The following is a 16,912-nucleotide window of genomic DNA, read 5'->3' as shown; positions in this document are numbered from 1 at the left end:
CCGATGAGCGAGCAGGACGACAAGCGCCCCGAGGAGAAGAGCGACCCGCCCGCGGACCGGAGCGACGGGAGCGGCTCGTCCGGGAACAGGCTGCGCGAGGAACTGCCCCAAGAGGTGTCCGTGCCGGTGCCCGCCGCCCAGGACACCCCGGAGCCGGAACCCGAACCCGAACCGGAGGCAGCCCCCGAGCCCGATGCCGAGCCGCGGCTGACCGGTCGGCAGCGGCTGGTGAAGGGGCTGTGGCCGCCGCGGGTCTCACGGGCCCAACTCATCGTCGCGGTACTGCTGTTCGGCCTCGGGTTCGGGCTGGCCGTGCAGGTGGCCTCGAACAGCGACGGTGACAGCGCGCTACGCGGGGCGCGTCAGGAAGATCTTGTCCGCATCCTCGATGAACTGGATGACCGTACGCAGCGTCTTGAGGACGAGAAGCAGGGCCTCGAGAGGCAGCGCGACGAGCTGGAGAACAGCTCGGACCAGGCCGAGGAGGCCCGGAAGCAGACCATCGAGAAGGAGAGGCAACTCGGCATCCTGGCGGGCACCGTGGCCGCGCAGGGGCCCGGCATCACCATGACCATCGAGGACACGAAGGGGACGGTCGAGGCGGACATGCTGCTCGACGCGATCCAGGAGCTGCGCGCGGCGGGTGCCGAGGCGATTCAGGTGAACGGCGTACGGGTCGTCGCGGGCACCTATCTGACGGACTCCGGCAAGGGTGTGGGCGTCGACGGGAACAAGATCAACGCGCCCTATCGTTTCAAGGTCATCGGCAAGCCGCAGGACCTCGAGCCGGCGCTCAACATCCCCGGAGGCGTGGTGCAGACTCTCGAGAAGGAACAGGCCACGGTCACCATCGAGCGGTCGACCAAGATCGTCGTGGACGCCTTGCGGGCGGTGAAGCGGCCTGACTACGCTCGGTCGTCCTCCCAGTGAACCGGGGGTGCATGGGCGACGTTCGGCGAGGGCATGAGGTTGCGGGGGGTCGGCGCACCGAATGGGTGGTGCGTGGTGGAAACTGTCTGGTGCAGACGGACGTTGTCAGGATGTCCGGGTCGGCCAGAGTGTTCAGTCAGGGTTCGTCCTGCCCCACGGGCGGGTCTGTTTCGGTCAAGGGGAATCGCCCGTGAAGTTGTTTGCGAAGTTGTTCGGCAAGAGCGCGCGAGAGGGTAGCGACAACGCGACCGCTCGCCATCGCGCACAGCCTGACGCGGAGGGCCAGCGGCCGCTGTTCCGGGACCAGGTCGGTGGTCCGGGCGGTGACGTTTCCGGAGGTCAGGGCGCGCCGTCGGTTGACCCTGCGCAGCCCGGCGGCATAGGTTTCGGGCAACCGTCAACCTCAGGTGCGGGTGGAGGGTTTTCCGACCCGTATGCGTCCCATGCCCCCGGTGGGCAGCCGCGGCAGGAGGATCCGATGTCGGCCCTGGTGTGTACGAGGTGCGGTAACCGCAACGCGGAGAACAGCCGCTTCTGCTCCAACTGCGGCGCGCCGCTGCGGGCCGGGGCGGCGGCGGAGCGTCCGTCCGAGACGACCTCCACGATCTCCATCTCCGGTCTTGAGGCCTACGACAGCGAGACCACCGGCCAGACGCCGATGCCGACGCTGTCCCCCGAGGCGCAGGCTGCAGTCGACGCGCTGCCGCTGGGCTCCGCGCTCCTGGTCGTGCGCCGCGGGCCGAACTCGGGCAGCCGCTTCCTGCTGGACGGCGATCTGACCACGGCCGGGCGTCATCCGCAGAGCGACATCTTCCTGGACGACGTGACGGTCTCCCGGCGCCATGTGGAGTTCCGCCGGGGTCAGGACGGCTCGTTCACGGTGGCCGACGTGGGCAGCCTGAACGGCACGTACGTCAACCGCGAGCGGATCGACCAGGTCGCCCTGAACAATGGTGACGAGGTGCAGATCGGCAAGTACCGGCTGGTCTTCTACGCCAGCCAGCGGGGCTACTGACCGGATCCCGTCCGGGGAACCCCGCGAAGGTCCGTCCGTCAGGGAAGGTCCATGCTTCAAACACCGAGCGGCGGTGCCGGGCGCGGCGCCGCCGCCACGGACAGGCTGATGAGCATCGGCACGGTGCTGAACGTGCTGCGCGACGAGTTTCCCGAAGTCACCATCTCCAAGATCCGTTTCCTGGAGGCGGAGGGGCTCATCGAGCCGCAGCGGACCCCGTCGGGGTATCGCAAGTTCAGTGCGCACGACGTCGAGCGTCTCGGTCACGTCCTGAGGATGCAGCGGGACCACTATCTGCCCCTGAAGGTGATCCGCGAGCACCTGGAGGCCATGGAGCGCGGCGAGGCCGTCCAGCTGCCGGCGCTGGGCCGTCAGCGTGACGGCGACACCGTGCCCGAATCCCCCGAGACGCCCACGGCGGCCAGGATCGGGCGCGACGAGCTGCTCGCCGCCGCCGGTGTCGGCGCGGAGGAGCTCCGGGAGTGGGAGTCGTACGGGCTCGTCACCCCACTGGAGGACGGGGTGTACGACGCGGAGGCGGTCACGGTGGCCTCGCTCATCGCCGCGCTGGGGCGGTTCGGGATCGAGCCGCGGCACCTGAGGGTGATGAAGGCCGCCGCCGACCGCGAGGCCGGGCTCGTGGACCAGGTGGTGGCCCCGCTGAAGCGACACCGGAACCCGCAGACCAGGGCTCATGCGGAGGCTCGTACCAAGGAGCTGGCGGGGCTCACCGTGAAGCTGCACGCCGCGCTGGTGCAGACGGCGCTCGGCGTGCGGTTGCCCTGAGCCGGAGCCGGTCGCGGGGGCCGGATCAGGCGCCCGATCCCGGCCCGACTACCCAAACATCCCGAGCACGGCCTAGGGTTGCTGTGTGAACGAGCTCGATGTCGTAGGTGTCCGGGTGGAAATGCCCTCCAACCAACCGATCGTGCTGCTGCGTGAAGTGGGAGGCGACCGTTACCTCCCCATCTGGATCGGACCGGGGGAGGCGACGGCGATCGCCTTCGCCCAGCAGGGCATGGCTCCTGCGCGGCCGCTGACCCACGACCTGTTCAAGGATGTGCTGGAAGCCGTCGGTCAGGAGCTCACGGAAGTGCGCATCACGGACCTGCGTGAGGGCGTCTTCTACGCGGAACTGGTCTTCGCCAGCGGCGTCGAGGTGAGCGCCCGCCCGTCCGACGCCATAGCGCTGGCCCTGCGCACCGGCACGCCGATCTACGGTAGTGACACGGTGCTCGACGACGCTGGTATCGCGATCCCGGACGAGCAGGAGGACGAGGTGGAGAAGTTCCGCGAGTTCCTCGACCAGATCTCCCCGGAGGATTTCGGCAGCAGCAGCCAGTGAGTCCCGGCTTTCGGTGAGAGCCGGACGGCGGGGCATCAGCGGTCGGTGAGGCCTGTGGGCGGCCCGGCGGACGAAGTGGTCCGCGGCAGGGTCGCCCGCCGCATGTGTGAGGGGTGAAATGCCCGCATGTGCCGGAGGCGAGGAAGAGCGTCACGCGGCCCGTCTCGGGGCATTCGGCTAGCCTTTCCCCGCGGTGGGGCACGGGAAACCACTCTTAGGGTGATTATCACTCGGCGTGGCGAGTGTGGCGATCGTTGACGCACCCCTGGTGACTGCCTACCGTCGAGAAGGCAGGTCAAGGACGGAGGTCGGCGTGAGAAGCAGCGGCGACGGTACGGCTGGGGGCGGCCCCGAGCGCAGTCTCAGGGCGAGCGGTCCGTACCCTCCCCCGGGCTCACGGCTCCGCGCGAGCGGGGCGTGTCCCCAGCCCGGCGGCGCGGCTGATCATGCTCCGCAGCGACCGACGGCCGTGCCGAGCAGCGGAGGGACGACGTCCATGGCGTCCGAGCAGATCGGCTATCGCGGCCCCACGGCCTGTGCGGCCGCCGGTATCACCTACCGGCAGTTGGACTACTGGGCCCGCACCGGCCTCGTCGAGCCGAGCGTGCGCCCCGCCCACGGGTCGGGGACGCAGCGGCTGTACAGCTTCCGGGACGTCGTCGTTCTGAAGATCGTCAAGCGGTTCCTCGACACCGGGGTGTCGCTCCAGAACATCCGCACGGCCGTCCAGCACCTCAGGGAACGCGGTTTCCGCGACCTGGAGCGGATGACGCTGATGAGCGACGGTGCGACGGTCTACGAGTGCACCTCGCCGGACGAGGTCCACGCCCTGCTCCAAGGGGGCCAGGGGGTCTTCGGGATCGCCGTGGGCGTGGTGTGGCGGGACGTCGAAAGCGCGCTGTCCCAGCTGCACGGGGAGCGCATCGATACCGGCGAGACGCTGATCGGGCCCAACCCGGCGGACGAGCTGGCGCGACGGCGGAACAGGGCCGTCTGAGCCGTCCGGCCGTGCCCTGCCCCCTGTGGCCATGACAGGCGAGATGTGTCCGCGCCGGGCTGCAAGCGGTTTCTCCCGTGGGGTGTCGGGCGGCTGTCCATGCGTTGTCAGTGGCGTAGGGCAGCATCGGAGATGTGAGAACCGCGCCTACGATCCTGCATCTCGACATGGATGCCTTCTTCGCCTCGGTGGAGCAGGCGTCCAAGCCGAGTCTGCGCGGGAAAGCCGTCGTCGTGGGCGGGCTGGGGCCGCGGGGCGTGGTGGCCACGGCGTCGTACGAGGCCAGGGTCTTCGGCGTGCATTCGGCGATGCCTATGGGACAGGCCCGGCGACTTGCGCCCAACGCCGCGTATCTCGTGCCGCGCTTCGGGTTCTACAAGGCGATCAGCGAGCGGGTGATGGAGCTGCTGCGGGCGCTGTCGCCGCTGGTGGAGCCGCTGAGCCTGGACGAGGCGTTCGTGGACCTGGAGGCCGGGGGAGCGGCCTGGGATGAGCAGTCGGCGCGGCTGGTCGGGGCGCGGCTGCGCGCGGACATACGGGCCGTCACCGGACTCACGGGGTCGGTCGGGCTCGCCGCCTCCAAGATGCTCGCGAAGATCGCCTCGGAGCAGGCCAAGCCCGACGGGCTGGTGGTGATCGAGCCGGGGACCGAGCGGGCGATGCTCGGGCCGATGTCGGTGCGGACACTGCCGGGGGTCGGGCCGGCGACGGGCGACCACCTGCGGCGGGCCGGGATCACCACGATCGAGGAGATCGTCGAGGCGGGCGAGGACGAGATGGTCCGGCTGCTGGGAAAGTCCCACGGGCACGGCCTCTACGCCATGGCGCTCGCGCGGGACGACCGGCCCGTGGTGGCGGAGCGGGAGGCGAAGTCGGTGTCGGTCGAGGACACCTACGACGTGGATATCCACGACCGGGTGCGGGTCGGTCTCGAGGTGCAGCGGCTCGCCGACCGGTGCGTGCGGCGGCTGCGCGGGTCCGGGCTGTCCGGGCGGACCATCGTGCTGAAGGTGCGGCGGTACGACTTCTCGACGCTCACCCGGTCCGAGACGCTGCGCGGGCCCACGGACGATCCCGGGGTGATCCGCGAGGCGGCGGCCCGGTTGCTGGACTCGGTCGACACCACGGGCGGTGTGCGGCTGCTCGGGGTGGGTGTCAGCGGGCTCGCCGACTACACGCAGGAGGATCTCTTCGCGCAGGCGGCGGGGGAGCGGGCGGACGCGCAGGGGCCCGTGGACGAGGACGCCGTGGCGCCGGTCGAGGAGCAGCCGGCGCTCGCCGAGCGGCGGTGGCCCGCCGGGCACGACGTACGGCACGCCGAGTTCGGGCACGGGTGGGTGCAGGGAAGCGGTCTGGGGCGGGTCACCGTGCGGTTCGAGACGCCCGGCTCGGAGCCCGGGCGGGTGCGGACCTTCCGGGTCGACGATCCGGATCTGGAGCCGGCGGATCCGTTGCCGCTGGTTTTATCGAGACCGGAGGGCAGTCGCGGGCCGGAGGGCGGGTCCGGAGCTGTGGGGCTGCGGTCCGGTGCCCCTTAGACGGCTGGACGGCCAGGCGGCTGGGCCGGAGGGCTCGGCGGGGTTCAGGCCGTCTCGTCCGTGCCTGCCAGTCTGCCGAAGTCGTGGTCCGCGAGCGGAGGAGGGGCGGCGACGTCGAGGCCGTAGTGGTGGTAGAGCAGGAGTTCCTGTTCCGGGGAGAGGTGGCGGCCCACGCCGAAGTCGGGGGCGTCCTTGATCAGGGCGCGGTCGAAGGGCACGTGGAGGGCGCCGTCGATCAGTTCGCTGGGCTCCAGGGGGACGAATGCGTCCCTGCTGAACAGGCCGGTCCGTATGGCCGCCCACTCCGGTTCGCCGGTGGCGTCGTCGAGATAGACCTCGTCGATCGTGCCGATCCTGGTTCCGTTGCGGTCGAACGCCTTGCGGCCGATCAGGTTGCGCGGATCGATATCGGTTCGCACGGGCCCTCCACATGGTCGCAACTCATTCGTAGGCACTACAAAACGGCACAATCGAGGAGGCGGCCACTCGAAGGTTCGTGCGTTGACCGCGCTGGTACGCTGGCAGCGGCTGCTGACCCCGTGCGGGAGAGTCCTCCAGGCACCATCGGAGGCGCCGAAGGAGCAAATCCTCCCCGGAATCTCTCAGGCTCACGTACCGCACGGACGAGGTCACTCTGGAAAGCAGGGCGGGTGTCGACGGCTTCCGCTCTCACCGACGGTGAAAGCCGGAGGCCTTCGGGCGATCCGGTGAAGCTCTCAGGTCGAGATGACAGAGGGGGAGGCCGTTCGGGTACCCGTGCCGTGGTGCCCCTCGAAGGTCGTGTCGACCAGGAGGCCTCCGTAATGACCGCCCACCGCATTCCGCTCTCCGAGCTCGAAGAGGCAGTTCCCTTCGAGCAGCGCCACATCGGCCCCGACCACGAGGCCCGCGCCAAGATGCTCGCGCAGGTCGGCTACGGCTCGCTGGACGAGCTCACGGCCGCAGCGGTCCCGGCCGTGATCAAGAGCGCCGAGGCGCTGGACCTGCCGGGCGCCCGCAGCGAGGCCGAGGTGATCGCCGAGCTGCGCTCCCTCGCCGACCGCAACCAGGTCCTCGACTCCATGATCGGGCTCGGGTACTACGGCACGTTCACGCCGCCGGTCATCATGCGCAACGTCATGGAGAACCCGGCCTGGTACACGGCCTACACGCCGTACCAGCCGGAGATCTCGCAGGGGCGGCTCGAGGCGCTGCTCAACTTCCAGACCATGGTCGCCGACCTGACCGGACTGCCGACCTCCGGTGCCTCCCTGCTCGACGAGGGCACCGCGGCCGCAGAGGCCATGGCACTGTCGCGGCGGCTCGGCAAGAACAAGAAGGGACTGTTCCTGGTCGACGCGGACGCGCTGCCGCAGACCATCGCCGTGATCCAGACCCGGGCCGAGCCGGCCGGCGTCGAGGTCGTCGTCGCCGACCTCGGCGAGGGCATCCCCGCCGAGATCGCCGAGCGCGAGATCAACGGCGTGCTCATCCAGTACCCGGGCGCCTCCGGAGCCGTACGGGACATCAAGCCGGTCATCGACCAGGCACACGAGCTCGGGGCGCTCGTCACCGTCGCCGCCGATCTGCTCGCGCTGACGCTCCTGAAGTCGCCCGGTGAGCTCGGCGCGGACATCGCCGTCGGGACGACGCAGCGCTTCGGTGTGCCGATGGGCTTCGGCGGTCCGCACGCCGGCTACATGGCGGTCAAGGAGAAGATGGCGCGCAGCCTGCCCGGGCGGCTCGTCGGCGTGTCCGTGGACGCGGACGGGAACAGGGCGTACCGGCTGGCGCTCCAGACGCGTGAGCAGCACATCCGCCGCGAGAAGGCCACCAGCAACATCTGCACCGCCCAGGTGCTGCTCGCCGTCATGGCGGGCATGTACGCCGTCTACCACGGGCCGGAAGGCCTGAAGGGCATCGCGCGGCGCACCCACCGGTACGCCACGGTCCTCGCCGCCGGGCTCGCGGACGGCGGGGTCGAGGTCGTGCACGGCTCCTACTTCGACACGCTGACCGTGCGTGTCGAGGGCCGGGCCGCCGACGTCGTGGCCGCCGCGCGGGAGAACGGGGTCAACCTCCGTTTCGTCGACGCCGACCACGTCTCGATCGCCTGCGACGAGACCACCACGCGCGCCCAGCTGCGTGCCGTATGGGCCGCCTTCGGTGTCGAGGGGATCATCGAGGCGCTGGACGCGGCCACCGAGGACGGGCTTGCGGACGCGCTGCTGCGGACCGACGAGTACCTGACGCACCCCGTCTTCCATCAGCACCGCTCCGAGACGGCCATGCTGCGCTACCTGCGCCGGCTGGCCGACCGCGACTACGCGCTCGACCGGGGCATGATCCCGCTGGGCTCCTGCACCATGAAGCTCAACGCGACCACGGAGATGGAGCCGGTCACCTGGCCCGAGTTCGGGCAGCTGCACCCCTTCGCGCCCGCCGAGCAGGCCGGGGGCTACCTCACGCTCATCCACGAGCTGGAGGACCGTCTCGCCGAGGTCACCGGGTACGACAAGGTGTCCCTCCAGCCGAACGCCGGGTCGCAGGGCGAGCTGGCCGGTCTGCTCGCCGTACGCGGGTACCACCGGGCCAACGGGGACGAGCAGCGCACGGTGTGCCTGATCCCGTCGTCGGCGCACGGGACCAACGCCGCGAGCGCGGTGATGGCGGGCATGAAGGTCGTCGTCGTGAAGACCGCCGAGGACGGCGAGATCGACGTCGAGGACCTGCGGGCGAAGATCGAGCAGTACCGCGACGAGCTGTCGGTGCTGATGATCACCTACCCGTCCACGCACGGTGTGTTCGAGGAGCACGTCGCCGAGATCTGCGCGCAGGTGCACGAGGCGGGTGGGCAGGTCTACGTCGACGGGGCCAACCTCAACGCGCTCGTGGGGCTCGCCAAGCCGGGGCACTTCGGCGGTGACGTCTCGCACCTGAACCTGCACAAGACCTTCTGCATCCCGCACGGCGGCGGCGGTCCGGGCGTCGGTCCGGTGGCGGTGCGCGAGCACCTCGCGCCGTACCTGCCCAACCACCCGCTCCAGCCCGAGGCGGGCCCGGAGACGGGGGTCGGCCCCATCTCTGCGGCGCCGTGGGGTTCCGCCGGCATCCTGCCCATCTCCTGGGCGTACGTCCGGCTCATGGGCGGCGAGGGGCTGAAGCGGGCCACGCAGGTCGCGGTGCTCAGCGCCAACTACATCGCCAAGCGGCTGGAGCCGCACTACCCGGTGCTCTACACCGGCCCCGGCGGGCTCGTCGCGCACGAGTGCATCATCGACCTGCGGCCGCTGACCAAGGCGACCGGGGTGAGCGTCGACGACGTCGCCAAGCGGCTGATCGACTACGGCTTCCACGCGCCGACGATGTCGTTCCCGGTGGCCGGGACACTGATGATCGAGCCGACCGAGTCGGAGGACCTGACCGAGCTGGACCGGTTCTGCGAGGCGATGATCGCCATCCGCGCGGAGATCGAGAAGGTCGGCTCCGGCGAGTGGCCCGCGGACGACAACCCGCTGCGGGGCGCCCCGCACACCGCCGGGACGCTCGCCGGGGAGTGGGAGCACGCCTACAGCCGCGAGGAGGCCGTCTTCCCGGCCGGGGTCTCGGTCGCCGACAAGTACTGGCCGCCGGTGCGCCGCATCGACCAGGCCTTCGGTGACCGGAACCTGGTCTGCTCCTGCCCGCCGCTGGACGCGTACGAGGACTGACCGGCCTGATCGGTCGCAGGGGAGGAGGGGCTCCGCGGTGCGGGGTCCCTCCCGTCATTCGGCGGCGAGGGACACCTCGGTCGACTTGATCAGGGCGACGACGGGGGTGCCGGCCGACAGGGCGAGGTCGTCCGCGGCGTCCCTGGTGATCGCGGCGGTCAGCTCGCCGCCCTCGACGGTGACCCGGACGGACGCCATCGCGTCGCCGGTCGCGACGTCCGTGACCGTGCCGGGGAGCCGGTTGCGGATGGACAGGCCCTCGACGGGGGCGGTGGCCAGGGAGACCTCCGTCGACTTCACCAGGGCGCGCACGGCGGTGCCCGGCGTGAGGCCGAGGTCGTCCGCTGCCTCGCGGGTGATTGCCGCGGTGAGGGCCTGGCCGCCGGTGAGGCGGACCCTGACCGTCGCCATGGCCTCGCCCGGCGTGACGGCGGTGACGGTGCCGGGGAGCTGGTTGCGGATACTCAGGCTCATGGGGGCACGGTAGCCCGACGCGTTCCCTATGCCGGGTATGCGTGCGTTTGCGTCGCCTTGACCGCCGCCCAGACCGGGGCGCCGGGGTGCAGGTCGAGTTCGGCCGCGGCGACCGTGGTGAGGTCGGCGGTCAGGGGCAGTTCGCCGGTGAGGTCCGCGCGGATCTGGTCGCCGTGCGTCTCCAGTCCGGCGACCTCGCAGCGCCACAGGTTGCGGGCGCTGGAGCCCGTGGGGCGTTCGCGGTACAGCGTCACGGCGCCGGGCGGGAACGCCACGAAGGCCGGGCCGGAGAGCTCTTCCGTGGTGGTGATGGCCGGGCCCGTGTCGAGCCGGACGGTGTGGCCCTCGGCCCGTCCCCGGTAGAGGTTGAGGCCGACGAGCCGGGCGATGTAGTCCGTGCGGGGATGGCGGGCGATGTGGGAGGGCGTGCCCTCCTGGACGACGCGACCGTGCTCGACGACGACCAGGCGGTCGGCCAGCACCATGGCGTCCAGCGGGTCGTGCGTGACGAGGACGGCCACGGCCTCGAACTCGGCGAGATGGCGCCGGAGCTGGGCGCGCACCTCCAGACGGGTGCGGGCGTCGAGCGCGGCGAGGGGTTCGTCCAGGAGCAGCAGCCGGGGCCGGGTGGCCAGGGCCCGGGCCACGGCCACGCGCTGGGCCTGGCCGCCGGAGAGACGGCGGGGCTTGGCGCCGGCGTGGTCGGCCAGGCCCATACGGTCCAGCCACTCCGCGGCCTGGGCACGGGCCTCGGCCTTGCTCGCGCCCCGGCAGCGCGGCCCGAAGGCGACGTTGTCCAGGGCGGTCAGATGGGGGAAGAGCAGGTAGTCCTGGAAGACGACGCCGACGGGGCGGGACTCGGGCGGCATGGCGTCCAGCCGGGTGCCGTCCAGCCGTAGATGACCCGCCGTGAGGGGGGTGAGCCCTGCGAGTGCGCGCAGGGCCGTGGTTTTGCCGGCACCGTTGGGGCCGAGCAGGGCGACGACGTCCCCGGGGGCGACGGTGAGTGCGACGTCCAGGCGGAAGGTGCCGCGGTCGACGACGAGATGGGCGTCCAAGCCTTCGGGGCGGACGCCGAGGGGAGCTCCGTCGAGGTCGGTCGTCTCGGTCATGAGAGCCACGTCCAGGGTGTCAGGGAGCCGGTCCGGGACATCACGACGCCGTCATCCAGCGGTCACGCAAGGCCGCCAGGACGGCGATGGACACCGCCAGCAGCACCAGGCTGAGGGCGATCGCCGCTGCCGGGTCGTTCTGCAGGGCCAGGTAGACCGCCAGGGGCATGGTCTGGGTGCGGCCCGGGAAGTTGCCCGCGAAGGTGATCGTCGCGCCGAACTCGCCGAGGGCCCGGGCCCAGGCCAGTACGGCACCGGCCGCGATGCCCGGCGCGATCAGCGGCAGGGTGACCCGGCGGAACGCGGTGAAGCGGGAGGCGCCCAGGGTGCCGGCCGCCTCCTCGTAGCGCGGGTCGGCGGCTCGCAGGGTGCCCTCGACGCTGATGACGAGGAACGGCATCGCCACGAACGTCTCGGCGAGGACGACACCCGTCGTGGTGAACGGCAGGGTGATCCCGAACCAGGAGTCGAGCCACTGCCCGATGACGCCGTTGCGCCCGAAGGCGAGCAGCAGGGCCACACCGCCCACCACCGGCGGCAGCACCAACGGCAGCGTCACCAGGGCCCGTACGAAGCCCCGGCCGGGGAACCGCGTGCGGGCCAGCAGCCAGGCCAGGGGCACGCCGATGACCAGGCTCAGGCCCGTCGCCGCCGTGGCGCACAGGAGCGACAGCCGCAGTGCCTCCCACACCTCGACGCTCGTCAGCTGCTCCGGGAGGCTGCGCCACGGCGCCCGTACCAGCAGGGCGATCAGGGGCAGGAGCAGGAACGCCAGGCCGACCAGGGCGGGTACCAGGAGGGGAATCGGCACCGACCGGGTCCGGCCGCGACGGCGATCGCGGCGGGGGCGGCTCTCCAGGGTCTCGGTCACGGCTTGAGGAACCCGGCCCCCGACAGCACCTTCTGGCCCTCGGCGGACCGCACCAGTGCGACGAACGCCTTCGCCGCCTTGGGGTTGGGGGCGTTCTTGAGCAGGGCGATCGGATAGTCGTTGACGGCCTCGGCCGACTCGGGGAAGTCCACGCCCCGCACCTTTTCACCAGCCGCCCGCACGTCGGTCTTGTAGACGACGGCCGCGTCGGCCTCCTTCAGCTCGACCTTGGTCAGGGCGCTCTTGACGTCCTGTTCGTACGAGACGGGGGTGAGCTTCAGGCCGCTTGCGTCCAGTGCCTTCCGGGCGGCGGCACCGCACGGCACGGTGTTGTCGCACAGGACGACCTTCAGGCCGGGCTTGGTGAGGTCCTTCAGGGAGGAGATCCGGTCGGGGTTGCCCGGTAGTGTGGCGATCTCCAGCTGGTTGCGGACGAAGGTGATCGGCGCGCCCGCCGCGTCCTGCCGGTCCGTCACGATCGCCATGGTCTTGGCGCTGGCCGCGGCGAAGACATCGGCCGGGGCGCCGCCGGTGATGCTGGCGGCGAGGGTGTCGCTGCCGCCGAAGCTGAAGGCGACCTTCGTGCCCGGATGCTCCTTCTCGAACTTCTTGCCCAGGGTCTTGAAGCTCTCCTCCAGGGAGGCGGCGGCGAAGACGGTGACCGTGCCGGAGGGTTTCCCCGGCGAGGAGCCCTTGTCCGAGCCGGTGTCGGGGGAGCAGGCGCTCAGAGTCAGCAGCGCGGCTGCGGACGCACCGGCGACCTGGAGGATCCGGCGGGTCCGGTGCGCGGAACGGGGCATCTCGGGGCCACTCCCTCTCTGTGCGGGTGGAAGAACCCGCAGGGCTCCTCCGATACGCCGAATCATACTGACGCATCTGCGAGGTGGAATCCTGCTGTGGCGTCGCATGAGCCAGGGATGGCGGGTCATTGGGTGCGTATGTGCGTCCTACGGGACTCAGGTCCGGTCGATATGGACGTTCGTCGACTTCACGCGGGCCGTCGCCTCCATGCCGACCTCCAGGCCCAGTTCCTCGACGGCCTCGCGGGTGAGCAGGGAGACGAGGCGGTGCGGCCCGGCCTGGATCTCCACCTGGGCGGCCACGTCACCGAGCTTGATGGCGGTGACGATGCCGGGGAAGGCGTTGCGGGCCGAGGTGTACGGGGTGTCCTCCTCGGCGGTGCCGGACCTGGCGAGTTCCACCGAGAACGCGGCGAGATCCCGTCCGTCGACGAGCCGCCGCCCGGCCTCGTCGCGGTGGGTGGTGATGCGGCCCGCGTCCGCCCAGCGCCGGGCGGTGTCCGGGCTCACGCCGAGCAGTCGTGCTGCCTGGCCGATCGTGTAGGACTGCATGCCGGTCACGATAGGGGCGCGGGAGGGGAACGGCGGATGCGGGGTTGGCCGTTGGGTATAACGCGATATAGCGTTAGTTGTGCAGCGAGTGGGCCGGGTGCCGTGCCCGGGGAGATCGGGGAGATGTGATGGCGGGGGAGCTCTCGCGTACCGGTGGATCGCCCGAGGTGCGAGCCTCGCATGCGGATCGGGACCGGGTCGTGGACGTGCTGCGTGTCGCCGCGGGTGACGGTCGGCTGACCTTGGAGGAGCTCGACGAGCGGCTGGAGGCCGCGCTGTCCGCCCGTACGGTGGGCGAGCTCGCCGTGCTGACCGCCGATCTGCCTGCGGTGGTGGGCGAAATGGCTGTCGAGGCCCAGGAAGTCGTGCGGATCGAGCAGGAGGGGTCCTCGACCCGGCGCGGTGACGGCTGGGTGGTGCCGCGGCGGCTGGAGATCCGCTCCGCCTGGGGCGAGGTGACCCTCGACTTCACCGACGCGGTGATCACCCGGGACGCGCTGCACATCGACCTGGACATGCGGGCCGGCACCCTGAAGCTGCTCACCCGGCCGGGGGTCGTGGTGGACACCGACGCGCTGGTGACGAACTACTCCCAGATCAAGTCGCGCGGGGCGGCCGACGCCCCGGTCCTGCTGCGCGTACGGATCACCGGCGAGATCTCCTACGGGCAGGCCGTGGTGCGTCCGCCCCGGAGGGGCTTCGGCCGGCGCAGACCGACGGCCTGACTCAGCCCACGTGCACCTTCGGCCGCCGCTTCCGGTCCGGTTCCGCCTCGCGCAGGACCTCGCGGGTCACCGGGGCGACCTCGCCCTGGCCGAAGAGGAAGAACCGCAGGAGGTTGGCGAAGGGCCCGCCCTCGGTCCACTCGAAGTAGATGTGCGGGGTGCGGCCGGTCAGGTCGCGGACGTACAGCAGGAGCGCGGCCAGGGCGTTGGGGACGGAGGAGGACTCCAGGGTCAGGACGCGGTGGCGGTTGTGGAGGACCTCGCCGCGTACGGTCAGGCCCGCCTCGAACTCGGAGGGGTCGGTGACGGTCACCTCGACGAAGACGAAATCCTCGTGTCCGGGTACGTCGTTGTCGTGCCGGATCTGCTCGATCTTGTCGCGGTACTCCGCGATGTCACGCCGGTCGGGCTCGTTGGCGATGAACCGCATCCGGCGGCTGGCCATGTCCCGGACGAAGCGTTCCGCCATGGTGTCCAGCGTCACGCTGGTCACGCGGAGTTCGAACGACCGGGCCAGCCGCGACAGCAGGGACACCAGGATGATGCCGGCGATGAAGCAGGCGCCGATCTTCACGCCGTCCGGGCGCTCGATGACGTTCGCGACGGTCGTGTAGAGGAACACCGCGGAGATGACCGCGAAGGCGGTGGTCCAGTTCCGCTGCCGGGCCTTGCGGGCGGCGATGGTCACCGCGATCGCGGCGGAGCTGATGAGGACCAGCACACCGGTGGCGTAGGCGCCGCCCTGCGCGTTGACGTCGGCGTCGAAGATCCAGGTGACCAGGAAAGCGATCAGGGTGAAGACGATCACCATGGGGCGGACGGCCCTGGCCCAGTGCGGGGCCATGCCGTAGCGGGGCAGGTAGCGCGGCATCAGATTGAGCAGGCCGGCCATCGCGGAGGCGCCGGCGAACCACAGGATGGCGATCGTCGAGACGTCGTAGACGGTGCCGAAGGTGTTGCCCAGGTAGTCGTGTGCCAGATACGCCAGCGCGCGCCCGTTGGCCTGGCCGCCCGCCTCGAACTCCTTCCCGGGGATGAGGAGGGTGGTGATGAAGCTGGTGGTGATCAGAAAGCCGCTCATGATGAGGGCGGCCGTGGTGAGCAGCTTCCTGGTGTCGCGGATGCGGCCGGCCGGCCGTTCCTCCGTGTCGTCCGGGTCGCCCTTGACGTGCGGCATCACGGCCACGCCGGTCTCGAACCCGGAGAGGCCGAGCGCCAGCTTCGGGAAGACGAGCAGGGCCACGCCGATCATGCCGAAGACATTGCCGTGCTGGGTGGTGAGGGCGCCGGCCCAGTCGGTGATCACATGGCCCGCGGTGACCACGTGGTAGAGGCCGACGACCACCACGACCACGTTGAGCGCGAGGTAGGTGCCCACCAGGGCGACCGCCACGCCGATCGCCTCCAGGAAGCCCTTGAGGAACACCGCGCCGAGCAGCGCCACGAGGACGAGCGTGATCAGCATCTGCTGGTCGTGCAGGACGCCGGTCAGATGCGGATTCTCCACGAGGTGGGTGGAGGCGTCGGCGGCGGACAGGGTGATGGTGATCAGGAAGTCGGTGGCGGCGAAGCCGAGCAGGGTCAGCACGAACAGCTTTCCCTGCCAGAAGGAGAGCAGTCGTTCGAGCATCGCGATCGAGCCCTCGCCGTGCGGGCTCTCCTCGGCCACCCGACGGTAGACCGGCAGCGCGCCCGCCAGCGTGACGATCACCAGCACGATCGTCGCGACCGGCGACAGCAGTCCGGCGGCGAGTGCCGCGATACCCGGCTGGTAGCCGAGTGTGGAGAAGTAGTCGACGCCGGTCAGGCACATCACCCGCCACCAGGGCCGGCCCTTGTGCGGGGGCTCCGGTTCGGCGTGGGGCCCGGTGTGGCCGCCGCCCCTGCCCATGTCGGACAGACCCTCCAGCATCCAGGCGCGCAGGCGACTGGGTGGAGCGGGCTCCGTACGGCTCGGCGGCGGGTGCTCAGTGGTGGCCATCGACGTGCTCCCGATGTGCGGTTCAGCGTGTTTCCGGCCATCACTGGACGGCCCGATCAGCGTAAGCGGAGCGTGATGCGATGGCCTGTGGATGAGGTCACTGAGCGCGTCAAGCTTCCGTTAAGACTGGTCGAGAGGGGCGGCGGAACGGAGGCGTGGTGCGTCAAAGCGGGAGCTGAGAGCCCGTTGGGCGGCAGTCGAGTCGCGCATTCCGGTGTGCGGGCAACGGTCGTGCCTCGGCCGAGCGTTGAACACCGTGCGTGATCGCGGCCGTGGGCGCACGTTGGTGGTACCTACAGTGGCCCTTCGTAACGTTCGCCATAGCATCCGAAAGTTTCGTCCGCTTCGTCCTCCACCGGCCTGTCCCGTGCTGGAACGGCACCCGGTCTCGGCGGTCCGGCATACCTTCGGACTCGAGCCGGTGCGCGACGACTTGGACGCCGTGCGCCTCGCCCCGCACGGGATCTCCCGGACTGCCGGGTCGCGGCCCGCCTTGATCGCGGGACGGCACGCGCCGGACTCTCGGCGAGCATCCACGAGGCCCCACCCCTGGCGGGGGCGAGCGTGTCTCGTCCGCCTCACCTCCGCGGGTCAGGAGGCACCCGGCATCCGGGCCGGTGGCCCCGGCCCTCTCGCTCGACGGCGGCGACCCGCTCGCCGAACTCGACGGCCGGTGCCTGTCCACGGAGGCCGCCGAAGGCTTCACCGGACGGGTGATCGGCATGTGCGTCACCGAGGGCAGCGCGGCCTTCGACCGTCACGGCCCGGCCGAGCGTTCCTCAAGGCCCGTGCGCCGGCGGCAGATTGACCGCGCACAGGGGGTTGCCACCGTTTGGCCGCTGTCTCTAGGGTGCGGCAGCAACGAAGCTTTCTGGATCTCTTA

General features: G+C 70.8%; 15 protein-coding genes and 1 riboswitch. Of the genes, 8 read left to right on the top strand and 7 right to left on the bottom strand.

Going from position 1 to position 16,912, the window contains the following annotated elements:
* The first annotated feature begins 3 nt into the window (after window positions 1–3).
* The 6 genes from HDA41_RS06415 to HDA41_RS06390 all read left to right on the top strand — a co-directional run bounded on the left by HDA41_RS06415 (window position 4) and on the right by HDA41_RS06390 (window position 5,825).
* A complete protein-coding gene (locus HDA41_RS06415; RefSeq protein WP_184981529.1) occupies window positions 4–930 on the top strand; it encodes a DUF881 domain-containing protein in 927 nt (308 codons plus the stop codon).
* 61 nt (window positions 931–991) lie between these two features.
* Complete coding sequence (locus HDA41_RS06410) at window positions 992–1,945, top strand: zinc-ribbon and FHA domain-containing protein (RefSeq protein ID WP_184981528.1); 954 nt, start codon at window positions 992–994, stop codon at window positions 1,943–1,945.
* A 51-nt stretch (window positions 1,946–1,996) separates the two neighbouring features.
* On the top strand, window positions 1,997–2,731 hold the full coding sequence (ftsR, locus tag HDA41_RS06405) for a transcriptional regulator FtsR (protein WP_184981526.1): 735 nt from the start codon (window positions 1,997–1,999) through the stop codon (window positions 2,729–2,731).
* A gap of 85 nt (window positions 2,732–2,816) precedes the next feature.
* On the top strand, window positions 2,817–3,290 hold the full coding sequence (locus HDA41_RS06400) for a bifunctional nuclease family protein (protein ID WP_003988851.1): 474 nt from the start codon (window positions 2,817–2,819) through the stop codon (window positions 3,288–3,290).
* A gap of 313 nt (window positions 3,291–3,603) precedes the next feature.
* Window positions 3,604–4,287: a MerR family transcriptional regulator gene (locus HDA41_RS06395; protein WP_184981524.1), complete on the top strand. Its 684-nt coding sequence runs from the start codon at window positions 3,604–3,606 to the stop codon at window positions 4,285–4,287.
* Between the two features lie 134 nt (window positions 4,288–4,421).
* Entirely contained in the window at window positions 4,422–5,825 is a 1,404-nt protein-coding gene (locus tag HDA41_RS06390) for a DNA polymerase IV (RefSeq protein ID WP_184981522.1), read from the top strand.
* Window positions 5,826–5,869: 44 nt separating this feature from the next.
* Here HDA41_RS06390 and HDA41_RS06385 read toward each other — a convergent pair whose 3' ends face one another.
* Complete coding sequence (locus HDA41_RS06385) at window positions 5,870–6,244, bottom strand: PRC-barrel domain-containing protein (protein ID WP_184981520.1); 375 nt, start codon at window positions 6,242–6,244, stop codon at window positions 5,870–5,872.
* A gap of 113 nt (window positions 6,245–6,357) precedes the next feature.
* A riboswitch (glycine riboswitch) is annotated at window positions 6,358–6,453 on the top strand.
* A gap of 175 nt (window positions 6,454–6,628) precedes the next feature.
* Between HDA41_RS06385 and gcvP the strand changes: the two genes are divergently transcribed.
* Window positions 6,629–9,514: an aminomethyl-transferring glycine dehydrogenase gene (gene gcvP, locus HDA41_RS06380; RefSeq protein WP_184981517.1), complete on the top strand. Its 2,886-nt coding sequence runs from the start codon at window positions 6,629–6,631 to the stop codon at window positions 9,512–9,514.
* A gap of 54 nt (window positions 9,515–9,568) precedes the next feature.
* Here the strand turns inward: gcvP and HDA41_RS06375 are convergent, their stop codons facing one another.
* From HDA41_RS06375 to HDA41_RS06355, 5 genes are all read right to left on the bottom strand, one after another.
* Window positions 9,569–9,988, bottom strand: coding sequence for a TOBE domain-containing protein (locus HDA41_RS06375; RefSeq protein ID WP_184981515.1), 420 nt, complete (start codon window positions 9,986–9,988; stop codon window positions 9,569–9,571).
* 26 nt (window positions 9,989–10,014) lie between these two features.
* Window positions 10,015–11,100 (bottom strand): ABC transporter ATP-binding protein, encoded by a 1,086-nt coding sequence (locus HDA41_RS06370; protein WP_184981513.1) that lies wholly within the window; start codon window positions 11,098–11,100, stop codon window positions 10,015–10,017.
* A gap of 40 nt (window positions 11,101–11,140) precedes the next feature.
* A complete protein-coding gene (modB, locus tag HDA41_RS06365; RefSeq protein WP_376706769.1) occupies window positions 11,141–11,971 on the bottom strand; it encodes a molybdate ABC transporter permease subunit in 831 nt (276 codons plus the stop codon).
* A complete protein-coding gene (modA, locus tag HDA41_RS06360; RefSeq protein ID WP_184981511.1) occupies window positions 11,968–12,771 on the bottom strand; it encodes a molybdate ABC transporter substrate-binding protein in 804 nt (267 codons plus the stop codon). Before modA ends, modB begins: the two co-directional genes overlap by 4 nt.
* Before the next feature lie 156 nt (window positions 12,772–12,927).
* A complete protein-coding gene (locus tag HDA41_RS06355) occupies window positions 12,928–13,323 on the bottom strand; it encodes a TOBE domain-containing protein (RefSeq protein ID WP_059416763.1) in 396 nt (131 codons plus the stop codon).
* Window positions 13,324–13,451: 128 nt separating this feature from the next.
* Between HDA41_RS06355 and HDA41_RS06350 the strand changes: the two genes are divergently transcribed.
* Window positions 13,452–14,048 carry a DUF1707 SHOCT-like domain-containing protein gene (locus HDA41_RS06350; RefSeq protein WP_184981509.1) on the top strand — a complete coding sequence of 199 codons (597 nt, stop codon included), beginning with the start codon at window positions 13,452–13,454 and terminating at the stop codon, window positions 14,046–14,048.
* A 1-nt stretch (window position 14,049) separates the two neighbouring features.
* On the opposite strand, the gene HDA41_RS06345 is transcribed toward HDA41_RS06350, so the two are convergent.
* Complete coding sequence (locus HDA41_RS06345) at window positions 14,050–16,029, bottom strand: APC family permease (RefSeq protein ID WP_184981507.1); 1,980 nt, start codon at window positions 16,027–16,029, stop codon at window positions 14,050–14,052.
* Between the last annotated feature and the right edge of the window lie 883 nt (window positions 16,030–16,912).

The organism is Streptomyces caelestis (assembly GCF_014205255.1).
Classification (GTDB): domain Bacteria; phylum Actinomycetota; class Actinomycetes; order Streptomycetales; family Streptomycetaceae; genus Streptomyces; species Streptomyces caelestis.
This window is presented reverse-complemented; position numbering and strand designations above follow the sequence as displayed.